The 21,764-nt window shown below is 67.5% G+C and carries 22 protein-coding genes; 13 read left to right on the forward strand and 9 right to left on the reverse strand.

Annotation, left to right across the window (positions count from 1 at the left end):
- Positions 1–85 precede the first annotated feature (85 nt).
- The 5 genes from A6745_RS21215 (at position 86) to A6745_RS21235 (ending at position 6,372) form a co-directional block, all read left to right on the forward strand.
- A complete protein-coding gene (locus A6745_RS21215; RefSeq protein ID WP_066131669.1) occupies positions 86–2,539 on the forward strand; it encodes a bifunctional acetate--CoA ligase family protein/GNAT family N-acetyltransferase in 2,454 nt (817 codons plus the stop codon).
- Positions 2,540–2,558: 19 nt separating this feature from the next.
- Positions 2,559–3,458, forward strand: a complete 900-nt coding sequence (locus A6745_RS21220; protein ID WP_066131670.1) for a LysR substrate-binding domain-containing protein — start codon at positions 2,559–2,561, stop codon at positions 3,456–3,458.
- A gap of 288 nt (positions 3,459–3,746) precedes the next feature.
- The gene (locus A6745_RS21225) at positions 3,747–4,622 is read left to right on the forward strand and encodes a Bug family tripartite tricarboxylate transporter substrate binding protein (RefSeq protein WP_231886075.1); all 876 of its coding nucleotides are present in this window, start codon (positions 3,747–3,749) and stop codon (positions 4,620–4,622) included.
- Between the two features lie 57 nt (positions 4,623–4,679).
- The gene (locus tag A6745_RS21230; protein ID WP_066131674.1) at positions 4,680–6,041 is read left to right on the forward strand and encodes an acyclic terpene utilization AtuA family protein; all 1,362 of its coding nucleotides are present in this window, start codon (positions 4,680–4,682) and stop codon (positions 6,039–6,041) included.
- A gap of 4 nt (positions 6,042–6,045) precedes the next feature.
- The gene (locus A6745_RS21235; RefSeq protein ID WP_066131675.1) at positions 6,046–6,372 is read left to right on the forward strand and encodes a DUF4387 domain-containing protein; all 327 of its coding nucleotides are present in this window, start codon (positions 6,046–6,048) and stop codon (positions 6,370–6,372) included.
- A gap of 46 nt (positions 6,373–6,418) precedes the next feature.
- On the opposite strand, the gene A6745_RS21240 is transcribed toward A6745_RS21235, so the two are convergent.
- Together A6745_RS21240 and yjgA are read right to left on the reverse strand one after the other, a co-directional pair.
- Positions 6,419–7,096, reverse strand: coding sequence for an alpha/beta hydrolase (locus A6745_RS21240; RefSeq protein ID WP_066131677.1), 678 nt, complete (start codon positions 7,094–7,096; stop codon positions 6,419–6,421).
- 48 nt (positions 7,097–7,144) lie between these two features.
- Complete coding sequence (gene yjgA / locus A6745_RS21245) at positions 7,145–7,696, reverse strand: ribosome biogenesis factor YjgA (RefSeq protein ID WP_066131679.1); 552 nt, start codon at positions 7,694–7,696, stop codon at positions 7,145–7,147.
- A gap of 61 nt (positions 7,697–7,757) precedes the next feature.
- Here yjgA and pmbA point away from each other — a divergent pair, with 61 nt between their 5' ends.
- From pmbA to erpA, 6 genes are all read left to right on the forward strand, one after another.
- Complete coding sequence (pmbA, locus tag A6745_RS21250) at positions 7,758–9,125, forward strand: metalloprotease PmbA (RefSeq protein WP_066131681.1); 1,368 nt, start codon at positions 7,758–7,760, stop codon at positions 9,123–9,125.
- 256 nt (positions 9,126–9,381) lie between these two features.
- Positions 9,382–9,810 (forward strand): 50S ribosomal protein L13, encoded by a 429-nt coding sequence (rplM, locus tag A6745_RS21255; RefSeq protein ID WP_066131683.1) that lies wholly within the window; start codon positions 9,382–9,384, stop codon positions 9,808–9,810.
- Between the two features lie 9 nt (positions 9,811–9,819).
- Entirely contained in the window at positions 9,820–10,212 is a 393-nt protein-coding gene (rpsI, locus tag A6745_RS21260; RefSeq protein WP_066131685.1) for a 30S ribosomal protein S9, read from the forward strand.
- Positions 10,213–10,392: 180 nt separating this feature from the next.
- A complete protein-coding gene (gene argC / locus A6745_RS21265; RefSeq protein ID WP_066131687.1) occupies positions 10,393–11,457 on the forward strand; it encodes an N-acetyl-gamma-glutamyl-phosphate reductase in 1,065 nt (354 codons plus the stop codon).
- A 38-nt stretch (positions 11,458–11,495) separates the two neighbouring features.
- Positions 11,496–12,278, forward strand: a complete 783-nt coding sequence (locus A6745_RS21270; RefSeq protein ID WP_066131689.1) for a DUF6776 family protein — start codon at positions 11,496–11,498, stop codon at positions 12,276–12,278.
- Between the two features lie 64 nt (positions 12,279–12,342).
- Positions 12,343–12,714 carry an iron-sulfur cluster insertion protein ErpA gene (gene erpA, locus A6745_RS21275; RefSeq protein WP_066131691.1) on the forward strand — a complete coding sequence of 124 codons (372 nt, stop codon included), beginning with the start codon at positions 12,343–12,345 and terminating at the stop codon, positions 12,712–12,714.
- A 146-nt stretch (positions 12,715–12,860) separates the two neighbouring features.
- On the opposite strand, the gene A6745_RS21280 is transcribed toward erpA, so the two are convergent.
- Together A6745_RS21280 and A6745_RS21285 are read right to left on the reverse strand one after the other, a co-directional pair.
- Positions 12,861–14,000, reverse strand: a complete 1,140-nt coding sequence (locus A6745_RS21280) for an anhydro-N-acetylmuramic acid kinase (protein ID WP_066131693.1) — start codon at positions 13,998–14,000, stop codon at positions 12,861–12,863.
- Between the two features lie 14 nt (positions 14,001–14,014).
- Positions 14,015–15,430: a M23 family metallopeptidase gene (locus tag A6745_RS21285; protein ID WP_066131695.1), complete on the reverse strand. Its 1,416-nt coding sequence runs from the start codon at positions 15,428–15,430 to the stop codon at positions 14,015–14,017.
- A gap of 252 nt (positions 15,431–15,682) precedes the next feature.
- Here A6745_RS21285 and tyrS point away from each other — a divergent pair, with 252 nt between their 5' ends.
- Complete coding sequence (gene tyrS / locus A6745_RS21290) at positions 15,683–16,912, forward strand: tyrosine--tRNA ligase (protein WP_066131698.1); 1,230 nt, start codon at positions 15,683–15,685, stop codon at positions 16,910–16,912.
- Positions 16,913–16,945: 33 nt separating this feature from the next.
- Positions 16,946–17,602, forward strand: coding sequence for a YbhB/YbcL family Raf kinase inhibitor-like protein (locus tag A6745_RS21295; protein WP_066131700.1), 657 nt, complete (start codon positions 16,946–16,948; stop codon positions 17,600–17,602).
- Between the two features lie 118 nt (positions 17,603–17,720).
- On the opposite strand, the gene A6745_RS21300 is transcribed toward A6745_RS21295, so the two are convergent.
- From A6745_RS21300 to A6745_RS21320, 5 genes are all read right to left on the reverse strand, one after another.
- Positions 17,721–18,590, reverse strand: coding sequence for a LysR substrate-binding domain-containing protein (locus tag A6745_RS21300; RefSeq protein ID WP_066131701.1), 870 nt, complete (start codon positions 18,588–18,590; stop codon positions 17,721–17,723).
- 137 nt (positions 18,591–18,727) lie between these two features.
- Positions 18,728–19,456: an amino acid ABC transporter ATP-binding protein gene (locus tag A6745_RS21305; protein ID WP_066131702.1), complete on the reverse strand. Its 729-nt coding sequence runs from the start codon at positions 19,454–19,456 to the stop codon at positions 18,728–18,730.
- Between the two features lie 13 nt (positions 19,457–19,469).
- Positions 19,470–20,162 carry an amino acid ABC transporter permease gene (locus A6745_RS21310; protein ID WP_066131703.1) on the reverse strand — a complete coding sequence of 231 codons (693 nt, stop codon included), beginning with the start codon at positions 20,160–20,162 and terminating at the stop codon, positions 19,470–19,472.
- Positions 20,163–20,165: 3 nt separating this feature from the next.
- Positions 20,166–20,861: an amino acid ABC transporter permease gene (locus A6745_RS21315; protein WP_156513482.1), complete on the reverse strand. Its 696-nt coding sequence runs from the start codon at positions 20,859–20,861 to the stop codon at positions 20,166–20,168.
- Positions 20,862–20,901: 40 nt separating this feature from the next.
- Complete coding sequence (locus A6745_RS21320) at positions 20,902–21,720, reverse strand: transporter substrate-binding domain-containing protein (protein ID WP_066131706.1); 819 nt, start codon at positions 21,718–21,720, stop codon at positions 20,902–20,904.
- Between the last annotated feature and the right edge of the window lie 44 nt (positions 21,721–21,764).

The raw sequence follows: 21,764 nt of genomic DNA on the forward strand, positions 1-21,764 counted from the left end.
TGGCGGGAGCGATGTCCCAACATGGATGTTGCGCGGCGGTCTTGTTACGATGATCGGTATTTTAGAGTAGCAAGCGAACCGCGCCATGTTGCGACACGCTCTCGCCCCGTTGTTCGAGCCCGGCTCACTGCTCGTGGTGGCCGATCGAGCGCTTCCCGTCGCCTCGGTGTTGCCGGCCAGCGTGCGGGCGCGCACCACCCTCGTCGACTGTCCGCCGGGCCAGGCGCCCGAACTGCCTGACCGCTGCGCCGGCCTGGCCGAGGGCGAACGCCCCGACCTGGCGCTGGTCTGCGTCTCGCCGGCCGTCCTGCCCGAAACCCTGCGCCGGCTGGCGCCGCTGGCGCCGCGCGCCGCCATTCTTCTGCCGCACGAGTTGTCCGACCCCTATCCCGGCGGCACCATGGCCCTGTGCCGGGCCTGGGCCGAGGAAACCGGTTGCCAGTTGCTCGGTCCGCGCTCGTTCGGCGCCCAGCGTCCGCATGCGGGATTCAACTTCAGCCAGCACCCCACGCTGGCGCGCGCCGGCCGCGTGGCCCTGCTGGCCCAGTCGCGTTCCATCATGGCCGCGGTCATGGACTGGGCCGAGGACGTGCACATCGGCTTTTCCCTGACGCTGGCCTTGGGCGACACCGCGGTGGTCGGCCTGTCGCAGTTGCTGGATTACCTCGCCAGCGATCCGCGCACCGACAGCATCGTCATCTACCTGGAAGACGTCGGTCCCGCGCGCGAGTTCATGAGCGCGCTGCGTGCCGCCGCCAGCGTGAAGCCCGTCATCGTGCTCAAGGCCGGCCGCGCCGATCCCGATGGCGCCGACGCGGTGTTCGACGCCGCCTTGCGGCGGGCCGGCGCGGTGCGGGTGCGGTACTTCGTGCAGTTGTTCTCGGCCGTGAAGGTGCTGGCCTACAAGGCCCGGCCGCGCGGCCGCCGCGTGGCCCTGCTGTCCAACGGCAGCGGCCCCCCGCAACTGGCGCTCGACCTGACCGGCCCCGATACTCCCATCCTGCGCGCCGAGCTGTCGCCCGCCACGCGGCGCGCGCTGGAGGGCATGCTCGAACCCGATGCGCAGACCGCCAATCCGGTCATCACCTATCTGCCGCTGACGCCCGAACGCATCCAGGGCATCCTGGACGTGCTGCTGGCCGATGCCGGGGTGGACGGCGTACTGGTGCTGCTGGCGCCCGACGCGCTGGCCGACATGCCCGCCGTCGCCCGCCAGCTGGCGCAGATCGCGCCCAAGGCGCGCAAGCCGGTGGTGTCGTGCTTCATGGGCGATGCCGGCATGCGGCCGCTGCGCCGCATGCTCGACGACGCGGGCACCTCGGCCTTCCGCACCCCCGAATCCGCCGCCGATGCCTTCGGCGTGCTGGCCACGCACCACTACAACCAGCAGTTGCTGCTGCAGACCCAGCCGCCCGAGCCGCCCAGCCTGGCGCCCGACATCGCGGGCGCGCGCGCCATCATCCAGCGCGTGCGCGCGCAGCAGCGCCTGCAGCTCGATCCCACCGAGGCCCGGGCCCTGCTGGATACCTTCCTGGTGCCCCTGCGCGCCGCGCCGCGCGACGTGCTGCCCAGCGAGCCCGAGTCCCGGCCCATGGCCATCCGGGTGCGGCGCGATCCGCAGTTCGGTCCCGTCATCCGCTTCGGCGCGGGCGGCGCCGACGCCGTGCTGTCGCCGGTCGATCGCGGGCTGGACCTGCCGCCGCTCAACAGCTTCCTGGCGCGCCAACTGGTCGAGCGCAGCCGCATCTGGCGCCGTGTGCTGGCGCCGCAGGTCGGCGGCATCGCGGCCGAGGCGCTGCATCATGCGCTGGTGCAGGTCTCAGAACTGGTGTCCGAACTGCCGGACGTCGAGTCGCTGGACATCGACCCGCTGTATGCGGGCGAGACGCAGTTGCGCGCCGCCGGCCTGCGCATCGTGCTGTCGCGCGAGGCCGCCTGCGAGTCGCCGCAGCAAAGCGGGTATCCGCACATGGCGATCCATCCGTATCCGTCGCGCCTGGTGCAGGTGCGGCGTTTCGAGGACGGCGCGCCGTGGGTCATCCGCCCCATCCGGCCCGAGGACGGCCAGCCCCTGCAGGATTTCATCCGCGGCCTGTCGGAGCGCTCGCGCTATATGCGCTTCGTGTCGATGATGCGCGAGCTGACGCCGCGCATGGTGTCACGCTACACCCAGGTCGACTATCACCGCGAGCTGGCGCTGGTGGCCGCCACGCAGGTGCCCAATCCGGCCAACCGCGGCCATCCGCACGAAGTCATCATCGGCTTCGCGCACTATCTGCGCAATCCGGACGGACGCGGCGCGGAGTACGCATTGGTGATCGGGGACGACTGGCAGCGCCGCAGGCTGGGCGGCCAGTTGATGCGGGCGCTGATCGATGCGGCGCGCGAGCAGGGATTGGAATACATCGATGGCCTGGTGTTGTCCACCAACCGCCCGATGCTGACGCTGATGACGCGCCTGGGCTTTACCAACGATGCGGATCCGGAGGATCCGACCATGCGGCGTGTGTGGCTGAACCTGCGCGGCGAGGACGCCTGATGCGCACAAGACAGCCGCGATGAACCTGCGCCAGATCGAAGTGTTTCGCGCCGTGATGCTGGCCGGCTCGGTCAGCGGGGCGGCGGAGTTGCTGCATGTCTCGCAGCCCGCCGTCAGCCGGCTCATTTCGTATACCGAGCAGCGCCTGGGATTCGCGCTGTTCCAGCGCATGCGCGGCCGCCTGCACCCCACCGCCGAGGCCCAGAAGCTGTTCAGCGAGGTCGAGGTGCTTTACCAGGGCGTGCAGCGCATCAACGGGCTGGCCGGCAACCTGGCGAACCAGGCCGGCGGCATGCTGCGCGTGGCGTGCAGCCCCAGCCTGGCCTACGCCTTGATGCCCATGGCGGTGGCGGCGTTCGCACGGCACTGGCCCGACGTGAAGGTCTGCGTCGAGGGCATGCTGGCCGATCCCCTGACGGATGCCTTGCTGACCCAGCGGGTCGATCTGGCGGTGGCCATGGTGCCGCTGCAGCATCCCCGCATCCAGACGCATCGCCTGTTTCGCAACCGCATCGTGGCCGTGCTGCCGCCGGGCCATCGGCTGGTCACGCGCAAGCGCCTGCGCGTGAACGATCTGCGCGGCGAGCGGGTCATCGGCTACAGCCCCGAGACGCCCCTGGCGCACGCCATCGGCAGGTTGTACGACGGCGCGCATCTGGCGCCCAGATGGGTGGCCGAGGTCAAGCAGACCCACGTGGCCTGCGCCATGGTGCAGCAGGGCCTGGGCATCGCGCTGGTCGACGAGCAGGTCCAGCTTGGCGGTGCCTGGCCGGGCTTGCATGTGCGCGAGTTGGCGCCTTCCATCGATCTGCAGGTGCGGCTGGGCTACTCGCGCCATGAACCGCTGCCTTCCCTGGCGCAGGCCTTCGCCGACGAGTTGCGCGCGCTCAGCCATCCCGGCCTGGTTTCCGCCGCCTGAAACTGGTCTGCGGGTAAGGCCTGATACGGCCCGGAAAGCCAATGGCAGCGCGGGACTTAACGCCGTGTTATGGGCTTTCCCCATATCCGAATGCGACAGCCGCGGCCGCCATGCCTAGAATTTTCCTTGAACCGCCAGCAAGGCGGCGGGGCGCCTGCCAGGCGGCCCCAACAGCAAGGGGAAAACATGAAGCCTTTACCGAACATGCGACGGTGGGTTGCCGCCGTTGCTTGCGCCGCATTGCCGGGGCTGGCCGCCGCGGCCGGATTCCCGGATCGCCCCGTGACCATGGTCGTGCCGTATCCCGCGGGCGGATCGCTCGATACCGTGGGCCGGCCGTTGGCCCAGGGATTCGAGAAGGCCACGGGCCAGCCCATGATCCTGGAAAACGCCGGTGGCGCCGGAGGCCTGATCGGCGCGGGCAAGGTGGCCAAGTCCGCGCCCGACGGCACCACGCTCTTGCTGGCCAGCAATGGACAGGTCACGCTGGCGCCCCTCATGTACAAGGACATGCCGTACGACCCGGCGCATGACCTGGTGCCCATCGTGCATCTGGTGGATCAGACGGCGGTGCTGTACGCCAGCGCCAAATCGCCGTACAAGACGTTCGCCGACGTGGCCGCCGCCGCCCGCGCTGGGCAGGAACCGCTGCCGTTCGCCTCCAGCGGCGCCGGCAGCATCTCGCACCTGGCGCTGGAGTTGCTGGCGCAGAAGATGGGCACGCGCTTCTCGCATATCCCGTATCGCGGCGCCGCGCCGGCCTTGCAGGATCTGGCCGGCGGCCAGGTGCCGCTGCTTTTCACTTTCGTCGGGTCCGCCAGGCCCTTGACCGCATCGGGCATGGTTCGGCCGCTGGCCGTCGCCGCCAGCAAGCGCCTGGCCGCGCTGCCCGACGTGCCCACTTTCGCCGAACTGGGCTATCCCGGCGTCGAGGCCTCGGTGTGGATCGGCCTGATGGCGCCCAAGGGCACGCCGCAGGATCGCATCGAACGCCTGTCCGGCGTGGCCACCGGAATGCTGGCGCAGCCCGCGTTCCAGAAGCTCATGGCCGAGAACAACATGGAGATCAAGGGGGGGTCCGTGCAGGACTTCCGCAAGATGATGGCCGAGGACGCGGCCCGCTGGGCCGAGTTGGCCAAGTCCGTGAACCTGGCTTCCAGGTAAGGCAGTCCGCTGGACCGGGCGGCGCCGGGTCCGGCTTTTTTCTCACAGGATCATCAGATGAAACAAGTCACCGGGGTCGCGCCTTCGGGATCGATGGGCAGCGGCTACAACCTCGCGTCATTCAAGCGGGCCATGCAGGCGCAGCCTGATTTCATTGGCCAGGACGCGGGCTCGACCGACATGGGACCGTACTATCACGGCGCCGACAAGCCGTTCCTGCCCCTGTCCGCCTACCGGCGCGACCTGTCCGTCATGCTGGCGGCCGCTCGTGCTGCGCGCATTCCGCTGTTGATCGGGTCCGCCATCACCAACGGGTCGAACGCCACGCTGGCGCTGATGATCCAGATGCTGCGCGAGGTGGCGGCCGAGCAGAAGCTGTCCTTCAAGCTGGCGGTCATCGGCGCCGAGATCGACAAGGCCTACCTGAAAGCCAAGATTGCCGCCGGTCCGGTCGAACCCATGGGCCCCGAGGGCCTGCTGACGGCTCAGGCCGTGGACGCCGCCGGGCCCATCGTCGCGCAGATGGGCATGGAGCCCTTCATGCGGGCGCTGCAAGAGGGCGCCGACGTGATCATCGCCGGCCGGGCGTGCGACGATGCGATCTTCGCGGCGCTGCCGGTGCTGCGCGGTTTCGATCCGGGGTTGTCCCTGCATTGCGGCAAGATCCTGGAATGCGCCGGCCTGTCGGCGGTCCCCTACGACCTGGGCGAGCCCATGATCGGCCGCGTCCGAGAAGATCACTTCGAGGTGGAACCGGGCAATCCGGAAAGCCGCTGCACCACGGTATCGGTGGCGGGGCACTCGCTGTACGAACGCAGCGATCCCTTCCTGCAGGCAGGGCCGGGCGGCATCAACGACCTGACGCACGCCACCTTCGAGCAGGCCGGCTCGCGCATCGTGCGCGTGCGGGGCAGCGCCTACATCAAGGACAGCGGCTACCGCGTCAAGCTGGAGGCCGCCGAACAGGTCGGCTACCGCAGCATCGTGGTGGTGGGCATCCGCGATGCCGTGATGATCCGCGAGCTGGACCACGTCTTCGACCACGTGCGAGAGCGGGCGGAGGAACGCTTCGGCCTTGCCGGGAACGGCATCAGCCTGCTGTTGCGCACCTATGGCCGCGACGGCGTGATGGGCAGCCTGGAACCCGAACGCGATCTGCCGCCCAAGGAGGTGGGCCTGGTCATCGACGCGGTGGCTCCCGACCAGGACACCGCCACCGCGGTCGCCATGTTCACGCGCGGGGTGCTGCAGCATGCCCACTATCCCGGCATCCTGACCACCGCCGGCAACATGGCCTATCCGTTCTCGCCGTTCGGCGTGCCCGTCGGTCCCGCGTACCGGTTCTCCATCTATCACCTGATGCCGGTGGCCGACGCCTGCGAATGCTTTCCCATCCACTACGAGACGATCAGGAACTGAGGCCATGGCAACCACGACGCAACCCATGACGGCCTACGCCAAGGTGATCCGCAGCAAGAATTCCGGGCCGTTCGAGCTGACCTTCGACATCATGTTCGACGAGGACGCGCCGTACCTGCACGTCAAGCGCAGCGGCGTGATCACGGTGGACAGCGTGGCGGTCGCGTTCTCCATCCCGGCCGAGGACGTGCTGGTGTGCACCGCCTTCGATGCGGCGCGGGCGTTCAAGATCACGATCAAGCGGCCGGTCAGTTCCGGTGACCTGCTGGACCGCGATGTGTATGGCTGCCAGCAGCATGTGCCGCTGACGCGCTTGCAGGTGCCCGTCTAGGCCTTGTGTGCGCCGGGCCCGGCCCGGCGGGTGGGAGACCCGGGACCTAGCGCAGCACGCTGGCCAGGAACTGCGCGATGTCGTTGACCTCGGGCGCGCACACCGAGTGCGGCATGGGATAGGTGTGCCAGCGCACGTCGTAGCCCAGCGATTGCAGCGTCTGGCGCGAGGCCTCGGCGCGGGCCAGTTGCACCACGGGATCGTACAGGCCGTGCGCCATGAAGATCGGCGTGTCCTGGTTGGCCGGTTGGCGCTCGGCCGTGGCCGTATCGGCCAGCGGCAGGTAGCCGGACAGCGCGATCATGCCGGCCAGCTTCTCGGGCAGGCGCAGGCCGGTGTGCAGCGTCATCGCGCAGCCTTGCGAGAAGCCCGCCAGCACGATGCGTCCGGTGGGGATGCCGCGTGCATTCTCGCGGCGCAGCAGCGCGCGCACCGCCAGTTCGCTGGCGCGGATGCCGTCACCGTCTTCGCGGCGCACCAGGTCCTGGCCCAGGATGTCGTACCACGACCGCATGGCCATGCCGCCGTTGATGGTGACCGGCTGCACGGGCGCGTTGGGAAACACGAAGCGCACGGCCGGCGGCAGCACGGACTGCAACTCCGGCACGATGGGCGCGAAATCGTTGCCGTCTGCGCCCAGGCCATGCAGCCATACCACCGCGTGCGTGGGATTCGGGGCGGTCTCGATCTCGATGCAGTCCAGCAGGGGCAGGTCGGTGGTCATGGCGTGAAGGAAATGGAAGGGCCTGGGGCCAGGCGGATCGGCTTCGGATCAGGCGGTCAGCGACTTCAGGGCCTGGAACAGGGCGCGGTATTGCTTGCGCTGGGGCTCCTGGCCCTGCGCCAGCGCGGCGTTCTGCTGCGCTTCCTTGCGCGCGGCGCGGATGACGGCGCGCAGGTGCTGGATGTCGGTGTCGGGATATTCCTGCAGCAGCTCGGTCAGGACGTCGTCGTCGGCCAGCAGGCGTTCGCGCAGGTTTTCCAGGCGATGCATGGCCGCGGTGTCTTCGCGCGAGCCGTTGCGCCAGGTGTCGAGCTGGGCGCGGATGACGTCGGCCGGCGCATCGCGCATCAGCTTGCCGACGAAGTGGGTCTGGCGGCGCAGGCCTTCGCGGCTGGTGGTGCGCTGGGCTTCGCGGATGGCCTCGTACAGGCGTTCGGCCAGCGGCAGCTGCTTCAGGCGGTCGGGCGACAGCGCGATCAGTTCCTTGCCCAGGTCGAGCAGGGCGTGCAATTCGCGCTTGACCTGCGATTTGCTGGGACGGTCGTAGCCGTTTTCGTCGAAACCGCCTTCGTCGACGGAATTCTGGTGGTCGGAATGCATGGAAAGAAGCGTTTGGGAGGCGGACTTGGCTATGATAACCGTCTCTGCAAATTGGACTGCGATGGTCAACTCTTCTTCTTCCCTGCCGGTGGCCGCGAATCACGCGCGTTTCAGCGAACTCGTCGAGAAGGTGCTGGACTACGCCCGGCGCGCCGGCGCCAGCGATGCGGTGGCCGAAGTCTCCGAAAGCCTGGGCCTGTCCGTCTCGGTGCGCAAAGACGACATCGAGACCGTCGAACAGACCCGCGACCGCTCCCTCGACCTGACCCTGTACGCCGGCCAGAGCCGCGGCTCGGCCTCCACCTCCGATTTTTCCGACGAGGCCCTGCGCCAGACCGTCGAGGCCGCCTGGCACATTGCCCGGCACACCGCGGCCGATCCGGCCGCCGGGCTGCCCGACGCCGACCGCCTGGCCATCGGCGGCTACCCCGACCTGGCCCTGCACTACCCGTGGCAAGTGGGCACCGAGGCCGCCGCCGAGCTGGCGCTGCGCGCCGAGCGCGCCGCCCGCGCGCTCGATCCGCGCATCACCAACACCGATGGCGCCAGCGTGGGCACCTACGAAGGCCAGTTCGTCATGGGCAACACCCGTGGCTTCCTGGGCGGCTATCCGTACTCGCGCCACAGCCTGTCGGTGGCGCCCATCGCCGGCCGCGGCAACAGCATGCAGCGCGACTACTGGTACACCTCCGAGCGCGATCCGGCCAACCTGGCCTCGCCCGAGGCCATCGGCCGCTACGCCGCCGAGCGCACCCTGTCGCGCCTGTCGGCCCGCCGCATCCGCACGGGCAAGTTCCCGGTGCTGTTCGAGGCGCCCCTGGCCCTGGGCCTGCTGGGCGCCTTCACGCAGGCCACCAATGGCGGCGCGCTGTACCGCAAGGCCAGCTTCCTGGTCGATTCCCTGGGCAAGCCGGTGTTCGCCGATCACATCGACATGGCCGAAGACCCCCACGTGGCGGGCGCCATGGGCAGTTCGCCGTTCGACGACGAGGGCGTGCGCACGCAGGCCCGCAGCGTGGTGTCGGGCGGCCTGCTCGAAGGCTACTTCCTGTCCAGCTACACGGCGCGCAAGCTCGGCATGGCCACCACCGGCAATGCCGGCGGCTCGCACAACCTGTCGCTCACCTCGCGCCTGACGCGCCCCGAAGACGACTTCGAGGAGATGCTGCGCAAGCTGGGCACGGGCCTGCTGGTCACCGAACTGATCGGGCAGGGCGTCAACTACGTCACGGGCGATTATTCCCGCGGCGCGTTCGGCTACTGGGTCGAGAACGGCAAGATCCAGCATGCGGTGCAGGAAATCACCATCGCGGGCAACCTGGCCGACATGTTCCGCGCCATCGCGGCGGTCGGCGCGGACACCATCGCGCGCGGCACCAAGCGCACGGGCTCGATCCTGATCGAGCAGATGTCGGTCGCGGGCACCTGAGCCGGCGTCCTTCCCGCACGCACAAGGGCGTCCCTGTTTTCCGGAGGGCGCCCTTTGTTCTTTTGCCACACCGTATGGGCAAGATTTGAACAGCCATGCTAGAATGATCGACTTTCCCTATTCACGACTTTGGCACGGGCGGGTAATAACGCTTTGGCAGGATCGTTGGCTGGCTTGGCAGTAGGCAGCCTTGGAAGGGGGAAAGAGGCTCAGCCGATTTCCGGCGGGCTTTCATCTGAATGAACTAGGAACCATCATGAAGACCTTTGTGGCCAAGCCGCATGAAGTCCAACGTGACTGGTTTGTGATCGACGCCAAGGGCAAGGTCCTCGGTCGTGTGGCCAGCGAAGTCGCACACCGTCTGCGTGGCAAGCACAAACCTGAATTCACGCCGCACGTTGACACCGGTGATTACATCATCATCGTCAACGCTGCCGATATCGTCGTCACGGGTAACAAGGCGCACGACAAGAAGTACTTCCGCCACACCACCTACCCGGGCGGTATCCGCGAGACGAACTTCGAGAAAATGCAGCAGCGTTTTCCCGGCCGCGCCATCCAGAAGGCCGTCAAGGGCATGCTGCCCAAGGGTCCGCTGGGCTACGCCATGATCAAGAAACTCAAGGTGTACGCCGGTGCCGAGCACCCGCACACCGCTCAGCAGCCCAAGCCGCTGGAATTCTAAGGACACGCCATGATCGGTAACTGGAATTACGGAACCGGCCGTCGCAAGACCTCGGTGGCTCGTGTTTTCATCAAGAAGGGCACTGGCAAGATCGTCGTCAACGGCAAGCCCGTCGACGAGTTCTTCGCTCGTGAAACCGGCCGCATGGTCGTGCGTCAACCCCTGGTCCTGACGGGCCTGGGCGAGTCGTTCGACATCAAGGTCAACGTGCACGGCGGCGGTGAAACCGGCCAAGCCGGCGCGATCCGCCACGGCATCACCCGCGCGCTGATCGACTACGACACCGCGCTGAAGCCGGCGCTGTCGCAAGCGGGCTTCGTGACCCGTGACGCGCGAGAAGTCGAACGCAAGAAGGTCGGCTTCCGCAAGGCACGTCGGCGCAAGCAGTTCAGCAAGCGCTAATGTTCCCCAAAAAGGCCGCGAAAGCGGCCTTTTTGTTTTTGGCCCGGCGTGTCATACGCCTGCAGCACCCGGCGCGGAACCTCGTGCTGTTCCTCCAGTCGGATCGGGGACATTTGCGGCACCGCCGCAACGCCCGCATCCTGAGCGATACTATCGGTCTACGTTTTTGGGGTCCCCATCATGGCTCAAGCATCGAACTCCCGCATCAAGGTTGGCATCGTCGGCGGCACCGGCTACACCGGCGTCGAGCTGCTGCGTCTGCTGTCGCACCATCCCCACGTCGAACTGGCCGCCATCACGTCCCGCAAGGAAGATGGCCTGCCCGTGGCCGACATGTATCCCAACCTGCGCGGCCACGTGAAGCTGGCCTTCAGTTCGCCCGAGAAAGCCAACCTGGCCGACTGCGACGTGGTGTTCTTCGCCACGCCCCATGGCGTGGCCATGGCCCAGGCCCAGGAACTGCTGGCGGCCGACACCCGCGTGATCGACCTGGCGGCCGACTTTCGCCTGCAGGACACCGCCGTCTTCGAGCACTGGTACAAGATGCCCCACAGCTGCCCCGACGTGCTGGCCGAGTCGGTCTACGGCCTGCCCGAGATCAACCGCGAAGCCATCGCGAAGGCGCGCGTCATCGGCAATCCCGGCTGCTATCCCACCACTGTGCTGCTGGGCCTGACCCCGCTGCTGGAAGGCGGCAAGCAACTGGTCGACGCCCAGACCCTGATCGCCGACTGCAAGTCGGGCGTGTCGGGCGCCGGCCGCAAGGCCGAGGTGGCCACGCTGTTCTCCGAGGCTTCCGACAACTTCAAGGCCTACGGCCTGCCCGGCCACCGCCACCACCCCGAGATCACCGAGCACCTGGAGAAGATCTCCGGCGGCCCGGTGTCGCTGACCTTCGTGCCCCACCTGGTGCCGATGATCCGCGGCATGTTCTCCACCATCTATGCCCGCATCCAGCCCGGCGCGCGCGACACCGATTTCCAGGCCCTGTTCGAGCAGCGCTACGCCGACGAGCAGTTCGTCGACGTCATGCCGGCCGGCAGCCTGCCGGAAACCCGTTCGGTGCGCGCCTCCAACACGCTGCGCATTTCGGTCCAGCGCCCGAACAACGGCGACCTGCTGATCGTGCTGGTGGTGCAGGACAATCTGGTCAAGGGCGCCGCCGGCCAGGCCGTGCAGAACATGAACCTGATGTTCGGCCTGCCCGAATCGGCCGGTCTCGACCACGTCGCCATCCTGCCGTAATGGCACGGGGAGGGCGCCTGGGCGTCCTCCCGCCGTAGATGCAAGATTCACACGCTTCATCCTCCAGCCGTCCGCGCTCGCCGCGCAGGGCGGCCCGCATTGCCTGGCTGGCCGCCGTCCTGGGCGCGGGCATCGCGCTGGGCATCGGCATCGCCTCCCGCTATGCGCAAGCGCCGCATCAGGGCATGGTGGTGCTGACCGAAGACCAGGCCAACGCGCAGCGCGCGGCCATGCGCCAGCGCGACGCCGAGTTGCAGGGCCTGCGCACCCGGCTCGACACCACCACGGGCGAGATGGCCATCGAGCGCGCGGCCCGCATCGAACTCGAAGAGCAGTTGAAGCTCGCGCAGGCCGAAGCCGGCCGCGCGCGCGACCAGCTTGCGTTCTTCGAGCAACTGCTGCCCGCCGGGCCCGAGGGCACGGTGGATATCCGGGGCACGCAGATCGACCGCGCGGGCAAGGCGCTGGCCTACAAGGTGCTGCTGATGCGCTCGGGCCGCCCTGGCGACGCGGCCTTCTCCGGCAGGCTGCGTTTTCACGCGGTGGGCACCCTGAAGGACAGGAAGGCCGAGTTCGACCTGTTGCCCCTGCGCATCAAGGAAGAGCCCTCCGGCAAGAAGCCCGCGGCTGCGAAGCCGCAGGCCGACAAGGTCTCGCCGCTGGCCGTGCATTTCGAGCAGTACCAGCGCAGCCAGGGCATGCTCGAATTGCCCGAGGGATTCGTCCCCGAATCCGTCACCGTCAGCGTGCTGGAAGGCGATACGGTGAGGGCGTCGCGCACCGTCACATTGATTTTGAGTCCGACGTCGCCTGGGCTATAGTGGACCCATACGGGCGGCCGTAGCCGTCCCACCGAATTTGGCCTTCGCGGCCAGGAGTCTGACCATGAACGCTCTTACCGAAACCGTAGATCTGCAGGCGCCTCCGCCTGTTCCCCTCGTCTTCACCGACTCGGCCGCCGTCAAGGTCGCCGACCTGCTGGCCGAAGAAGGCAACCCCGAATTGAAGCTGCGCGTCTTCGTCCAGGGTGGCGGCTGCTCCGGCTTCCAGTACGGCTTCACCTTCGATGAAGTCGTCAACGAAGACGACACCGTGCTCGACAAAAATGGCGTGCAGTTGCTGGTCGATCCCATGAGCTTCCAGTATCTGGTCGGCGCCGAGATCGACTACAAGGAAGACATCGAAGGCGCGCAGTTCGTCATCCGCAATCCCAACGCCACGACCACCTGCGGTTGCGGCTCGTCGTTCTCGGTCTAAGACCCGGCGATCGCATCACGAATGAAAGGCCCCCGCGCGCCGGCAGGTGCGCGGGGGCCTTGTTTTTCGATTGCATCATTCGCGGCGGCGTGGCCCCGCTTTCGGCAGCCGCCTTGGCAGGGGCTTCCGAAAGCCCGTCCGCATGCTCAATGCGGATACAGCGCGCCCAGCACGCGCGCCGAACGCGCACCCGTCACCGCCGGCACGCTGGCCGGCAGGCGATCCACGTGCGCCTGCGCCAGCCAGGCAAAGGCCAGCGCCTCGACCCATTGCGCCGGCACGCCTTCGGTGTCGGTGGGGCGCACCGGGCGTCGCAGGCAATCGGCCAGATCCCGCATCAAGCCGGTATTGCGCGCGCCGCCGCCACAGACCAGCACGTCGCGGGCTTGCGGCAAGGTGCGCTCCAGTGCATCGGCCACCGTGCGGGCCGTCAGGCGCTGCAGCGTGGCCTGCACGTCGGCGGGATCCAGCGCAGGGCCGCTGAAGGCATTCAGGCGCTGCGCCAGCCAGACGCTGTCGAACAGGTCGCGTCCCGTGGACTTGGGCGGGGGCAGCGCGAACCAGGGTTCGTCGGCAATCAGCAATTCGAGCAGGTCGGCATTGGCGTGTCCCGTGGCGGCCCAGCGCCCTTCATCGTCGTAGGGATGGCCGGTGTGCTGGTGGCACCAGAAGTCCAGCAGCATGTTGGCCGGGCCGGTGTCGAAGCCGCGCGGCGCGCTGCCGCCGTCCAGCAATGTCAGGTTGGCGATGCCACCCAGATTGAGTACCGCGCGCGGCTGCGCGCCGCCGAACATCGCGGCATGAAAGGGCGGCACCAGCGGCGCACCCTGGCCGCCCGCGGCCACGTCGCGGCTGCGGAAATCGGCCACCACGTCGATGCCGCTCAGTTCGGCCAGCAGGGCGGGGTTGTTCAATTGCACGGTGTAGCCCAGCTCGGGCCGGTGGCGCACGGTCTGGCCGTGCGCGCCGATGGCGGTGACGTCCGCCGTGCCATGGCCGGATTGCGACAGCAGCGCGGTGACCGCCTCGGCATACAGCCGCGCCAGCGCATTGCCGGCCAGCGCGGCGCGAGCCAGCTCGTCCTGGCCGGGGCGGTTCAGCGCCAGCAGTTCGCCGCCCAACGCCTCCGGCATGTCCAGGCTGGCGCTGGCCAGCAGAACAGGGCGTGCGCCCGCTTGCAGGCGCACCAGCACGCCGTCCACGCCATCGGTGCTGGTGCCCGACATCAGGCCGATGAAAAGACGGCCCGGGGCGTTGCCGTCCGGGCCGTCAGGGTGCTGGAGCATGGCTGCCGCCGGGCTCAGCGCGACGCCAGGCTGGTGCTGCCTTCCGGCGCGGTCTTCTGCAGCGCGGTCAGCATCTCGATCTGCGCGCGGTAGGGGGCGACGGCCTGGGTGAACTTCTTGCGTTCGGCGGCTTCCAGCGTGCGGGCCACGGGCAGGTCGACGGCCAGCGGATCGACCGGCGTGTTGTCGACGCGGAACTCGTAGTGCAGGTGCGGGCCGGTGGCCCAGCCGGTGGAGCCGACGTAGCCGATCAACTGGCCTTGCGATACGTGCACGCCCTTCTTGATGCCTTCGGCCAGCGCGCTCTGGTGGCCGTACAGCGTGGAGTACTTGCCGTAGTGCTTGACGATCACCACGTTGCCGTAGCCGTTCTGCCAGCCCGCGAACTCGATCACGCCATCGGCCGTGGTGTGGATCGGGGTGCCCGACGGCGCGGCATAGTCGACGCCCTTGTGGCCGATCCAGCGCTTGTGGATCGGATGCATGCGCATGCCGAAGGTGGAGCTGATGCGGGTGAACTTCAGGGCGGTACGCAGGAAAGCGCCGCGCAGGTTGGTGCCTTCGAAGTCGTAGTAGGCCCCCGACTTGCCGTCCGGGTTGAACCACACGGCGTTGTAGGTCTTGGTGCCGTTGACGAATTCGACGGCCAGCACGCGCCCCGCGCCGGCGTAGCGGCCATCGTGCGAACGGGTTTCGTACACCACGCGGAACTGGTCGCCCTGGCGCAGGTCGCGCAGGAAGTCGATCTTGGAACCCAGGATCTCGGCGATCTGCAGCGTGATGGCGTCGGGGATGCCGGCGGCGTCGGTGGCGCCGAACAGCGACGAGCGGATGGTGCCCACCGCCACGCGCGTCTGCAGGTGGGTGTCCTCGCTGACTTCGCGGGCCTTGAAGCCGTCGTTGCCGTCGGCTTCCACGAAAAGCATGCGCGTGGAGACCTGGCCGTCGTCTTCGGTGCCCGGCGTGTGGATGTAGCGCATCCACACCATGTTGCCTTCCTGGTCGACGGCGGCCTGCACGGCGCGGCCCGGATACAGCTTGTAGATGCTGCGGGCGCTGGGATCGTGCGTGAGGAAGCTCTGCAGCTTGGGATTGTCGATTTCCAGGCGCTGCAGCACCGTGGCCAACGTGTCGCCGCGGCGGATGCGGGTTTCGTTGATGAAGGGCGCGCCCGTCTCGGCGCTGACCTGCATCTGTTCGGCTTCCAGCGGCATGGGGCTGTCGACCAGGCGCGTCGGAGGCAGTTCGGTGTGATCGGGCTGTTGCACCATGCCGAGCGCGGCGGCGCCGGCGAACAGGGCGATGGCGCTGACCAGCAGCGTGCGCCGTAGCAGGGCACCACCGCGGGACAGGGTTTCTTTCGGAGGGGCGATCAGGGGGGCCACCTTGTGTATGACGCTACGTACCAGGCTGTCCGACCCACGAATCATCGCGAAAGACCCTCCTGGCAGCATGAATTTCGGGTTGCAGCCGGCTTGGGCGCTGCCCGGTTCCGGCAAGGCCGGACGAGGGGCGCGCTCCGTGTGGCGCAGTGGAAACAGCTATGGAAGTACAGCAGGACAACTGTCATATGACAGTTGCGTATGATTAGGGCAGTATGCTATCGGATTCGAGAAGAATTTTCGACCGCTTTTTGTCGGATTTACACCTTTTTTGCGCCTAGAACCGCGGTAAAAATTACAATGTCCCTGCCTGAAGCTCCCCTGTCCCCCGATGTCGAAGAGGCCTTGCGCATCGCGCGCCGCGGCTGCGACGAACTGCTGGTCGAAGAAGAATTCGCCCGCAAGCTCGCCAAGAGCCGGCAAACCGGGGTGCCGCTGCGCATCAAGCTCGGCCTGGATCCCACCGCGCCCGACATCCACCTGGGCCATACGGTGGTGCTCAACAAGATGCGCCAGCTCCAGGATCTGGGCCACAACGTCATCTTCCTCATCGGCGATTTCACCGCCACCATCGGCGACCCCAGCGGCCGCAATTCGACCCGCCCGCCGCTCACGCGCGAGCAGATCGAAGCCAACGCGCAGACCTACTACGCGCAGGCCAGCATGGTGCTGGATCCGGCCCGTACCGAGATCCGCTACAACTCCGAGTGGTGCGACCCATTGGGCGCGCGCGGCATCATCCAGCTGGCGTCGCGCTACACCGTGGCCCGCATGATGGAGCGCGAGGATTTCACCAAGCGCTTCAAGGGCGGCGTGCCGATCTCGGTGCACGAATTCCTGTACCCGCTGCTGCAAGGGTACGACTCGGTCGCGCTTTCGTCCGACCTGGAGCTGGGCGGCACCGACCAGAAGTTCAACCTGCTGGTGGGCCGCGAACTGCAGAAGGAATACGGCCAGGCACCGCAGTGCGTGCTCACCATGCCGCTGCTGGAAGGCCTGGACGGCGTCGAGAAGATGTCCAAGTCCAAGGGCAACTACATCGGCATCTCCGAGACGCCCGATTCCATGTTCGGCAAGCTGATGTCGATCTCCGACACACTGATGTGGCGCTATTTCGAGCTGCTGTCGTTCCGCTCGCTGGACGACATCGCCGCGTTGCGCGCCGAGACCGGGAACGGCCGCAATCCGCGCGACGCCAAGGTCATGCTGGCCCAGGAAATCATCACCCGCTTCCACTCGAAGCAGGCCGCGCAGGACGCGCTGGCCTCCTTCGAGGCCCGCTTCCGCGACGGCGCCATGCCCGAGGACATGCCCGAGGTCTCGGTGGCCGGCGCGCCCATCGGCATCCTGCGCCTGCTGCGCGAGGCGGGCCTGGTGGCGTCCAGCTCCGAGGCGCAGCGCAACCTGGAGCAGGGCGGCGTGCGCGTCGACGGCAGCCGGGTCGACGACAAGTCGTTGCAATTGGCGGCCGGCACCTATGTGCTGCAGGTCGGCAAGCGCAAGTTCGCCCGTGTTAATTTGGGTGCGTAGGAAGCGCCTACGGCATTTCTTCAGGAGCTGGACATGAAACTCTCGAGTCTTTCCTTCCAAGATGGCGAGTCCATCCCCGAGCGCTACGCCTTCGGGCGGATCGACGCCCAGTCGCATGTGGCGTTGGCCGACAACCTGAACCCGCAGTTCTCCTGGGACGACGTGCCCACGAGCACCCAGTCGTTCGCCCTGATCGCCCACGATCCGGACGTGCCGTCCAAGCCCGACGACGTCAACCAGGAGGGCCGCACGCTGCCCGCCGACCTGCCGCGCGTCGACTTCTTCCATTGGGTGCTGGTCGACCTGCCGGCCGACCTGCGCGAGATCGACGAAGGCGCGTTCTCCAACGGCATCACCCCGCGCGGCAAGGGGGGGCCGCTGGCGCCGATGAACGCGCGCCAGGGCGTCAACAGCTACACGCAGTGGTTCGCGGCCGATCACGACATGAGCGGCGAGTACTTCGGCTACGACGGTCCGTGCCCGCCCTGGAACGACGCGCTGGTGCACCGCTACACGTTCACGCTCTACGCCCTGGACACGTCCACCCTGGGCCTGCAGGGCAGCTTCACCGGCGAGGACGCGCTGAAGGCCATCCAGGGCCACGTGCTGGCCCAGGCATCCCTCACCGGCACCTACACGCTGAATCCCGATCTGGCGCCCAGGCAGATCGGCGCGACTTCCAGCACCTGATCCGCTCGGACGAGGTCTCGGGAACGCCCGGCATGCCGGGCGTTTTTCATGGGAGAGCCGGCCGGCAGGCGGATGGCGCGGCGGAATGACCGGCCGGAACGTGGCGGCGCCTGGAACCTCACTGCGGATTGTTCGCCGACAGCCGCAGGTTCGTCTTCAGCATGTTGTACACGTGGCGCGTCAGCGGGTTGATCAGGTCGTGCCGGATCCACAGGAAGTAGTTCACGTCGGGCAGGGGCGGCAGGCCGTCCTTCTCGCCCAGCACGCGCAGGTCGGATCCCAGCATCTCCACGCTGCGCGCGGTGATGCCCAGGCGGGCGCGCAGCGCCGCCTTGATGCCCACCAGGTTGGGCGCCACGTAGTTGGTCTGCCAGGGCACCTGGTACTGTTCCAGCGCGTTCAGGGCCAGGCGGCGGAAGATGCTGGGTTCGTCGGCCAGCACCAGCGGCACGGGCGCGCTGCTGTCGTGCACGTAGTCGGCCGAGCACAGCCACACGGTGGGCGAGGTGCGCAGCACCACGCCCTCGAAATCCTGGTCGAAGCGGGTGGACACGGTCAGGTCCAGGTCGCCGTTGCGCAGCGCGGTCATCAGGTTGGGGCTGCGGTCCACGCGGATCTCCAGCTTGATGCGCGGGAAGGTGCGGGCCACGTGCGTCAGCACGCTGGGCAGGATGCTGTCGGCCACGTCGTGCGGCGAGCCCAGGCGCAGTTCGCCTTCCAGCAGGCTGTCCTGCAGCGAGCGCAGGGCTTCATCGTTGATCGCCAGCATGTGGCGCGCGTAGGTGACGAGCTTCTCGCCATGGCTGGACAGTTGCTTGTGCCGGCCGCGCTTCTCGAACAGCGGCAGGTCGATCAGGCTCTCCAGCCGCTGCATCTGCTGGGTGATGGCCGATTGCGTCTTGTGCAGGCTCTGGGCCGCGGCCGAGAACGAATCGTGCTCGGCGATGGCGACCAGCGTGCGCAGCAGGTCCAGGTCCAGGTTGCGCATGGGCGGTCCTCGATCAGTCGGTCTTGCGACCAGGGCCTGCCCGCGCGGGATCGCCGGACGGCCATCCCGGGCGGGCAGGCCCTGGAACATAGCGCAAGGGACCGGGCCTGTACAGGTACGGACCCGGACCGCCGCCGTCAATGCCGCCGCACGTCCTCCAGGAACTTGCAGGCCCGGGGATGCTTCGGCGCATTGAAGAACGCTTGCGGCGTGGTGTCCTCGAGAATGCTGCCCGCGTCCATGAACCAGATGCGGTCGGCCACCTCGCGCGCGAAGTCCATCTCGTGCGTGACCACGATCATCGTCATGCCTTCCGAGGCCAGTTGCTTCATCACCGCCAGCACTTCCGAGACCATCTCGGGGTCCAGCGCGCTGGTGGGCTCGTCGAACAGGATGACCGGCGGGCGTTGCGCCAGCGCGCGGGCGATCGCCACGCGCTGCTGCTGGCCGCCCGACAGGTTGATGGGCATGGCGTCGATCTTGTGCGCCAGGCCCACCTTGGCCAGCAGTTCCTCGGCCAGTTGGTTGGCCTGGTCGGCGCCGAGGCCGAACACCTTGCGCGCCGACAGCGTCACGTTCTGGCGCACCGAGTAGTGCGGGAACAGGTTGAACTGCTGGAACACGAAGCCGATCGAGGCGCGCAGCCGGTTCAGGTCCCGTTTCGGGTCGTAGATGCTGGCGCCGTCGATGGTGATGTCGCCCTTCTGGATGGCTTCCAGCCGGTTCAGCGTGCGGATCATCGTCGACTTGCCCGAGCCCGACGGGCCGCACACCACCAGCACCTCGCCTTTCTCGATGCGGCCGTTGACGTCGTTCAGCGCGTGGTAGTCGCCGTACCATTTGTTGACGTGGTTCAGTTCGATCATGACGGTATTCCCCTTACGCCAGTCCGAGCCGGCGCTTTTGAATGCGGACCTCGACGAGCCGGGCCAGGCGCGACAGCGCCCAGCAGATCACGAAATAGAAGCCCGCCAGAATGAGATAAGTCTGCAGTGCCGACGTCAGTTCGATGCTGTTGACCTGCTGGCCCACGAAGGTCACTTCCTCGACGCCGATGATGTAGACGATGGAGGTCGCCTTGATGGTGGACACGAACTGGCTGACCAGCGACGGAATCATGTTCACCAGCGCCTGCGGCAGGATCACGTAGCGCATGCTGCGCCAGTACGACAGGCCCACGGAACGCGCCGCCTCGGTCTGGCCGCGCGGCAGGCCCTGCAGGCCGGCGCGCACGATCTCCGCCAGGAAGGCGCTTTCATACAGCACGATCGCCACCAGCGCCGTCTTGAAGGCCGAGATCGTCATGCCCGTCACCAGCGGCACGGCGAAATAGGCCCAGAAGATGATCATGATCAGCGGCACGCCGCGGAATGCCGTCACCCAGCAGGTGGCCAGGATGCGCAGCACGCGGATCTGGCCGGCCCGGGCGAAGCCCAGCAGCACCGCGATCGGAAACGCCAGCGCCAGGCCCAGCGAGGCCAGCACCAGCGTGGCCGCGAAGCCGCCCAGCGGCCCCTCGGGCCACGAGCCCACCAGGAACATCACGCCGTATTTGTGCAGGATCTCCAGCATGGCTTACCCCTTGTATGCCGAAGGAAAGGCGCGTTCGATACGGCTGCCCGCGAACATGATCACCAGCGAGCACGACAGGTAGATCAGCGTGGCGACGGCGAAGACGTCGAACGTGCGGAAGGTCAGGTTGTCGATGTTCTTGGCCTCGTAGGTCAGTTCGGTCACGCCGATCACCATGGCCAGGCTCGTGTCCTTGAACAGGATCAGCGAGCGGTTGACCAGCGGCGGCACGGCGATGCGCAGCGCCTGGGGCAGGATCACGTAGCGCATGGCCTGCAGGAAGCCCAGGCCGATGGCGCGGCCGGCTTCCACCTGCGCGGCCGGAATGGCCTTCAGGCCGGAGCGCAGGTCTTCCGACATGTACGCGCTGACGTTCAGCGACAGGGCCACCACGGCGAACAGGATCTCGGTGTTGCCCGAGTTCACGTACGCCTTCAGGCCCGCCGGCAGCACCTCGGGCATGCCGAAGTACCACACCATGATCTGCACCACCGTCGGCACGTTGCGGTGGTACTCCACGAACAGCGACATCACCGCGTCCAGCGGCTTGAAGGGAACCGCGCGCAGCAGCACGATGGCCAGGGCCACCGCCATGCCGCAGGCCCAGGCCAGCGCGAACAGCAGAATAGTGGTCCGCAGGCCGTTCAGCAGCAGCGTGCCGTACTGCCCCTGCAACAAGAATGAGATATCCAGATCCATAATGCGGCCGCGGCGGCGCTCGCGCGCCGCCGCGTCATCCTCAGTTGGCCTGTGCGACCGGTTCGACCTTGAACTGGCGGGTCAGCTTGTAGATGGAGTCGCGGCCCAGCCACTTGGCGTAGATGCCGTCCAGTTCGCCATCCTTGTCCATCCTGGCGATGACCTTGTTGATGGCGTCCAGCAGTTCGGTGTTGCCCTTGGAGACCACCACGCCGATCCGCTCGGTGAACAGCGGCTCATCGACCAGCACGGCGGCCGCGCCGGACTTGGCCGATTCGATCTCGAAGCGCTTGAGCGTCAGTTCGCCGGCCGAGATGCCGTCGACCTTGCCGTTCTGCAGGCCCAGGTAGCAGGTGGCCAGATCCTGATAGGTCACGATCTGCGACTTGGCCAGCACGCGCGTGGCCAGCGCCGCCGACGATGAGCCCTTGCTGGCGCAGATGCGCTTGCCTTCCAGCTTGGCCAGCGAGTCGATCTTGTCGTCGCGGCGCACCAGCACCTTGATGCTGCCCTGCAGGTATTGCACGCTGTAGTCCACCTGCGTGGCGCGTTCCGGCAGATAGGCCATCGAGCCGGCCACCACGTCCACGCGGCCCATCTTCAGCTCGGGGATGCGGGCTTCGGTGGACAGCGGCTTGTGCTCCAGCGCGACGCCCAGGCCCTTTGCCAGCGCCTGGCACATGTCCACGTCGTAACCGACGAACTTGCGCGTGGCGGGATCCTGGAAGGCATAGGGTTCGCTGGCGCTCTGGGTGCCGCAGATCAGCTTCTTGCTGCCTTCGATCTCTTTCAGGTCTCGCGCCTGGGCGGTCGAGGACAGGGCAAGCAGGGTCACGGCAACTGCGAGGAACGGCTTCATGGTTTTCTCCTTGGAATGTATTGATGGCGCAGGCGGCGGGGGCA

Source organism: Bordetella ansorpii (assembly GCF_900078705.1).
Classification (GTDB): domain Bacteria; phylum Pseudomonadota; class Gammaproteobacteria; order Burkholderiales; family Burkholderiaceae_B; genus Bordetella; species Bordetella ansorpii_A.

What these genes read in the sequence shown, in the direction of transcription:
- A6745_RS21300 (WP_066131701.1), bottom strand. Translation starts at nt 18,590, where the DNA reads ATGCGCAACCTGGACCTGGACCTGCTGCGCACGCTGGTCGCCATCGCC.
- A6745_RS21310 (WP_066131703.1), bottom strand. Translation starts at nt 20,162, where the DNA reads ATGCTGGAGATCCTGCACAAATACGGCGTGATGTTCCTGGTGGGCTCG.
- A6745_RS21240 (WP_066131677.1), bottom strand. Translation starts at nt 7,096, where the DNA reads ATGACCACCGACCTGCCCCTGCTGGACTGCATCGAGATCGAGACCGCC.
- erpA (WP_066131691.1), top strand. Translation starts at nt 12,343, where the DNA reads ATGAACGCTCTTACCGAAACCGTAGATCTGCAGGCGCCTCCGCCTGTT.
- A6745_RS21270 (WP_066131689.1), top strand. Translation starts at nt 11,496, where the DNA reads ATGCAAGATTCACACGCTTCATCCTCCAGCCGTCCGCGCTCGCCGCGC.
- rpsI (WP_066131685.1), top strand. Translation starts at nt 9,820, where the DNA reads ATGATCGGTAACTGGAATTACGGAACCGGCCGTCGCAAGACCTCGGTG.
- A6745_RS21280 (WP_066131693.1), bottom strand. Translation starts at nt 14,000, where the DNA reads ATGCTCCAGCACCCTGACGGCCCGGACGGCAACGCCCCGGGCCGTCTT.
- A6745_RS21285 (WP_066131695.1), bottom strand. Translation starts at nt 15,430, where the DNA reads ATGATTCGTGGGTCGGACAGCCTGGTACGTAGCGTCATACACAAGGTG.
- pmbA (WP_066131681.1), top strand. Translation starts at nt 7,758, where the DNA reads ATGGTCAACTCTTCTTCTTCCCTGCCGGTGGCCGCGAATCACGCGCGT.
- A6745_RS21230 (WP_066131674.1), top strand. Translation starts at nt 4,680, where the DNA reads ATGAAACAAGTCACCGGGGTCGCGCCTTCGGGATCGATGGGCAGCGGC.
- A6745_RS21320 (WP_066131706.1), bottom strand. Translation starts at nt 21,720, where the DNA reads ATGAAGCCGTTCCTCGCAGTTGCCGTGACCCTGCTTGCCCTGTCCTCG.
- A6745_RS21215 (WP_066131669.1), top strand. Translation starts at nt 86, where the DNA reads ATGTTGCGACACGCTCTCGCCCCGTTGTTCGAGCCCGGCTCACTGCTC.
- tyrS (WP_066131698.1), top strand. Translation starts at nt 15,683, where the DNA reads ATGTCCCTGCCTGAAGCTCCCCTGTCCCCCGATGTCGAAGAGGCCTTG.
- A6745_RS21220 (WP_066131670.1), top strand. Translation starts at nt 2,559, where the DNA reads ATGAACCTGCGCCAGATCGAAGTGTTTCGCGCCGTGATGCTGGCCGGC.
- yjgA (WP_066131679.1), bottom strand. Translation starts at nt 7,696, where the DNA reads ATGCATTCCGACCACCAGAATTCCGTCGACGAAGGCGGTTTCGACGAA.
- A6745_RS21225 (WP_231886075.1), top strand. Translation starts at nt 3,747, where the DNA reads ATGGTCGTGCCGTATCCCGCGGGCGGATCGCTCGATACCGTGGGCCGG.
- rplM (WP_066131683.1), top strand. Translation starts at nt 9,382, where the DNA reads ATGAAGACCTTTGTGGCCAAGCCGCATGAAGTCCAACGTGACTGGTTT.
- A6745_RS21295 (WP_066131700.1), top strand. Translation starts at nt 16,946, where the DNA reads ATGAAACTCTCGAGTCTTTCCTTCCAAGATGGCGAGTCCATCCCCGAG.
- A6745_RS21235 (WP_066131675.1), top strand. Translation starts at nt 6,046, where the DNA reads ATGGCAACCACGACGCAACCCATGACGGCCTACGCCAAGGTGATCCGC.
- argC (WP_066131687.1), top strand. Translation starts at nt 10,393, where the DNA reads ATGGCTCAAGCATCGAACTCCCGCATCAAGGTTGGCATCGTCGGCGGC.
- A6745_RS21315 (WP_156513482.1), bottom strand. Translation starts at nt 20,861, where the DNA reads ATGGATCTGGATATCTCATTCTTGTTGCAGGGGCAGTACGGCACGCTG.
- A6745_RS21305 (WP_066131702.1), bottom strand. Translation starts at nt 19,456, where the DNA reads ATGATCGAACTGAACCACGTCAACAAATGGTACGGCGACTACCACGCG.